General features: G+C 42.2%; 5 protein-coding genes. All 5 read left to right on the top strand.

The window, feature by feature from the left end; all coding sequences use genetic code 11:
- The first annotated feature begins 74 nt into the window (after positions 1 to 74).
- The 5 genes from ADH54_RS00270 (at position 75) to ldcB (ending at position 4,184) form a co-directional block, all read left to right on the top strand.
- On the top strand, positions 75 to 362 hold the full coding sequence (locus ADH54_RS00270) for a rhodanese-like domain-containing protein (protein ID WP_049523318.1): 288 nt from the start codon (positions 75 to 77) through the stop codon (positions 360 to 362).
- A gap of 170 nt (positions 363 to 532) precedes the next feature.
- Complete coding sequence (gene brnQ / locus ADH54_RS00265; RefSeq protein ID WP_001074581.1) at positions 533 to 1,858, top strand: branched-chain amino acid transport system II carrier protein; 1,326 nt, start codon at positions 533 to 535, stop codon at positions 1,856 to 1,858.
- Positions 1,859 to 1,955: 97 nt separating this feature from the next.
- Positions 1,956 to 2,993, top strand: coding sequence for a M42 family metallopeptidase (locus tag ADH54_RS00260; RefSeq protein WP_049523316.1), 1,038 nt, complete (start codon positions 1,956 to 1,958; stop codon positions 2,991 to 2,993).
- A gap of 1 nt (position 2,994) precedes the next feature.
- Positions 2,995 to 3,465 carry an HIT family protein gene (locus tag ADH54_RS00255; RefSeq protein WP_049523314.1) on the top strand — a complete coding sequence of 157 codons (471 nt, stop codon included), beginning with the start codon at positions 2,995 to 2,997 and terminating at the stop codon, positions 3,463 to 3,465.
- A 2-nt stretch (positions 3,466 to 3,467) separates the two neighbouring features.
- Complete coding sequence (ldcB, locus tag ADH54_RS00250; protein WP_049523312.1) at positions 3,468 to 4,184, top strand: LD-carboxypeptidase LdcB/DacB; 717 nt, start codon at positions 3,468 to 3,470, stop codon at positions 4,182 to 4,184.
- Positions 4,185 to 4,244 lie beyond the last annotated feature (60 nt).

The following is a 4,244-nucleotide window of genomic DNA, read 5'->3' as shown; positions in this document are numbered from 1 at the left end:
CAGTAACCATACCTACGGTAAGGCGACGCTGACGTGGTTTGAAGAGATTTTCGAAGAGTATTAGGAGAAAAAGAATGAAAGAAATAACCTTTGACGCATTTTACCAGCTTTACCAAAATGACCAACTTTCTTTAGTGGACGTGAGAGAAGTGGATGAGTTTGAAGCTCTTCATTTAGAAGGCGCCCATAACCTACCGCTTAGTCAATTGGCTGATACCTTTGATCAGTTGGACAAGGACCAGTTACATTATGTTATTTGTAAATCTGGAATGAGATCGGCGCGCGCTTGTCAATTTCTAGCTGAACAAGGTTATGAGGTTATCAATATTCAAGGTGGCATGTTAGCCTTTGAAGAACTTTAAACAGTAGAATTTCTCCTACTTGGTGTGGACTGGGTAGGAGAATTTTATTTTTAGACAATTCTTATTTTTAAGAATCTTGAAAACATTCAATATTTACTTCGTGAAGCTTTTTTCATACTCCTATTCATGATATACTAGGTCAGTATTTTATAAATATGAAGGAGATTTTCATGGCTAAAAAAGGTGCCTTAACAGGTTTACTCCTGTTTGGAATATTTTTTGGTGCGGGGAACTTGATTTTTCCGCCTTCTCTGGGTGCTCTATCTGGAGAACATTTTCTTCCTGCCATCGCAGGTTTTGTCTTTTCAGGCGTCGGTATCGCCGTCTTGACTCTGATTATTGGAACGCTAAATCCTAAAGGATATATCTACGAGATTTCTACAAAGATAGCGCCTTGGTTTGCGACTCTTTACCTCTCAGTTCTTTACTTGTCAATCGGTCCATTCTTTGCCATCCCACGTACTGCTACAACAGCTTACGAAGTAGGGATTAGCCCTCTTTTATCGGATGCAAATAAAGGTCTTGGTTTGATTGTCTTTACAGTTCTGTATTTTGCAGCAGCCTATTTGATCTCGCTTAATCCATCAAAAATCTTGGACCGTATCGGCCGTATTTTAACACCAGTTTTTGCGATTTTGATTGTTATCTTGGTTGTTCTGGGAGCTTTCAAATACGGTGGAACAAGTCCTCAAGCTGCTTCAGCTGCTTATCAAGCTTCTGCCTTTGGGACAGGATTCCTAGAAGGTTACAATACCTTGGATGCTCTTGCTTCAGTTGCCTTTAGCGTAATCGCAGTTCAAACCTTGAAACAACTTGGATTTTCAAGTAAGAAAGAATACATTTCAACCATTTGGGTTGTTGGTATCGTTGTAGCCCTTGCCTTCAGCGCTCTTTACATCGGTTTAGGATTCCTTGGAAATCATTTCCCAGTACCAGCTGAAGCGATGAAAGGTGGAACACCAGGTGTTTACATCTTGTCACAAGCCACTCAAGAAATCTTTGGCTCAACAGCTCAACTCTTCCTCGCAGCTATGGTTACTGTAACCTGCTTCACAACAACAGTTGGTTTGATTGTGTCTACAGCTGAGTTCTTTAATGAACGCTTCCCACAAATCAGCTACAAGGTTTATGCGACAGCCTTTACCTTGATTGGATTTGCCATTGCTAATTTAGGTCTTGATGCGATTATCAAGTACTCCATTCCAGTACTGGTTATCTTGTACCCAATCACGATTGCCATCGTTATGATTGTCATTGTCAACAAATTTGTAGCTCTTTCAAAACCAGGTATGCAGTTGACAATTGCTGTGGTTACAGCTATTGCTATTGCAAGCGTACTAGGAAGCTCGTTTAAGGTTGAGTTTCTTGCAAATCTTGTCAACGCTCTTCCTTTTGCTAAGGCATCACTCCCATGGTTGGTTCCAGCCATTGTCGGAATCTTGCTCTCATTGGTTCTACCAAACAAGCAAGAAAGCGATGTTTTTGAAATGGAATAATCATTAAAATCACTTTTGTAGCCAAGCCTACAGGAGTGATTTTCTTTTTTTATCCGATGATAAATGTGTTATAATAGGTAGCAAAAGAGGTGAAGAAATGAATCAAACAGTAGAATATATTAAAGAACTGACAGCCATTGCGTCGCCAACGGGCTTCACTCGGGAGATTTCGGACTATTTAGTCAAGACTCTAGAAGGTTTTGGTTACCAACCGGTTCGCACAGCCAAGGGCGGTGTCAATGTAACTATTAAAGGTCAAAATGATGAGCAACAACGCTATGTGACTGCCCATGTAGATACGCTGGGTGCTATTGTCCGTGCTGTCAAATCAGATGGCCGTCTCAAATTGGACCGTATCGGTGGCTTCCCTTGGAACATGATTGAAGGAGAAAACTGTACCGTTCATGTGGCTAGTACAGGTGAAAAAGTATCAGGAACCATCCTCATCCACCAAACTTCTTGCCATGTCTATAAGGATGCAGGAACTGCAGAACGCACGCAGGACAATATGGAAGTGCGTTTGGATGCAAAAGTAACCAGTGAAAAAGAAACTCGTGCTCTTGGTATTGAGGTCGGTGATTTTATCAGCTTTGATCCACGAACCGTCGTGACAGAGACAGGTTTTATCAAGTCTCGTCATTTGGACGATAAGGTCAGTGCAGCGATTTTGCTTAACCTCCTTCGTATTTATAAGGAAGCGAAGATTGAATTGCCAGTAACAACCCATTTTGCTTTTTCAGTCTTTGAAGAAGTAGGCCACGGTGCTAACTCTAGCATTCCTGCTCAAGTAGTCGAATATCTGGCTGTGGACATGGGAGCCATGGGTGATGACCAGCAGACAGATGAGTACACAGTATCTATCTGTGTCAAGGATGCTTCAGGCCCTTATCACTATGACTTCCGTCAACACTTAGTTGCCTTGGCTAAAGAGCAAGATATTCCATTTAAGTTGGATATCTATCCATTTTATGGATCGGATGCTTCAGCGGCCATGTCTGCAGGGGCAGAGGTCAAACACGCCCTCCTTGGCGCGGGTATCGAGTCTAGTCATTCTTATGAGCGTACTCATATTGATTCAGTTGTCGCGACGGAGCGTATGGTTGATGCCTATCTTAAGAGCGCACTGGTAGACTAATATGTGCCTTATTTGCCAGAGAATTGAGCTCATCAAGAAGGGAGAAAATCCCTATTTTGTCAAAGAGTTGGAAACAGGCTATCTTGTGATTGGAGACCATCAGTATTTTGCAGGCTATAGCCTCTTTCTAGCCAAGGAGCATGTCAGCGAATTGCACCATTTGAAAAAGGAGACAAGACTCCGTTTTCTAGAAGAAATGAGTTTAGTCCAAGAGGCAGTTGCCAAGGCCTTTGCTGCTGAGAAAATGAATATCGAACTACTAGGAAATGGCGATGCTCATCTCCATTGGCATCTGTTTCCTAGACGAAGAGGTGATATGAATGGTTATGGCCTCAATGGACGTGGTCCAGTATGGTGGATTCCCTTTGAAGAAATGACAGCAGAAATCTGCCAATCAAAACCTGATGAGATTAAAAGATTAGTCGAACGTTTATCATCAGAAGTAGATAAACTATTAGAAATAAAGGAGTAAAGATGAAAAAAAGATACCTTGTCTTGACAGCCTTGCTAGCCTTGAGTCTAGCAGCTTGTTCACAAGAAAAAGCAAAAAATGAAGATGGAGCAGCTAAGACAGAGCAAACTGCTAAAGCTGATGGAACAGTAGGAAGTAAGTCTCAAGGAGCTGCCCAGAAAAAAGCAGAAGTGGTTAACAAAGGAGACTATTACAGCATTCAAGGGAAATACGATGAAATCATCGTAGCCAACAAACACTATCCATTGTCGAAAGACTATAATCCAGGGGAAAATCCGACAGCCAAGGCAGAGTTGGTCAAACTCATAAAAGCTATGCAAGAGGCAGGTTTCCCAATAAGTGACCATTACAGTGGCTTTAGAAGTTATGAGACTCAGACTAAGCTCTATCAAGATTATGTCAACCAAGATGGGAAAGAAGCTGCCGACCGTTATTCTGCCCGTCCTGGCTATAGCGAACACCAGACAGGCTTGGCTTTTGATGTGATTGGGACAAATGGTGATTTGGTGACAGAAGAGAAGGCGGCCCAATGGCTCTTGGACCATGCTGCTGATTATGGCTTTGTTGTCCGTTATCTCAAAGGTAAGGAAAAGGAAACAGGCTATATGGCTGAGGAATGGCACCTTCGTTATGTCGGAAAAGAAGCTAAAGAAATTGCTGAGACTGGTCTCAGCTTGGAAGAATACTATGGGTTTGAAGGCGGAGATTACGTCGATTAATACTCTTCGAAAATCTCTTCAAACCACGTCAGCGTCGCCTTACCGTAGGTATGGTTACTG

It is taken from the genome of Streptococcus pseudopneumoniae (assembly GCF_001072315.1).
Taxonomy (GTDB): Bacteria; Bacillota; Bacilli; order Lactobacillales; family Streptococcaceae; genus Streptococcus; species Streptococcus pseudopneumoniae_R.
Note: the sequence above shows the minus strand (reverse complement) of the source record. Positions and strands in the feature narration are given on the sequence as shown.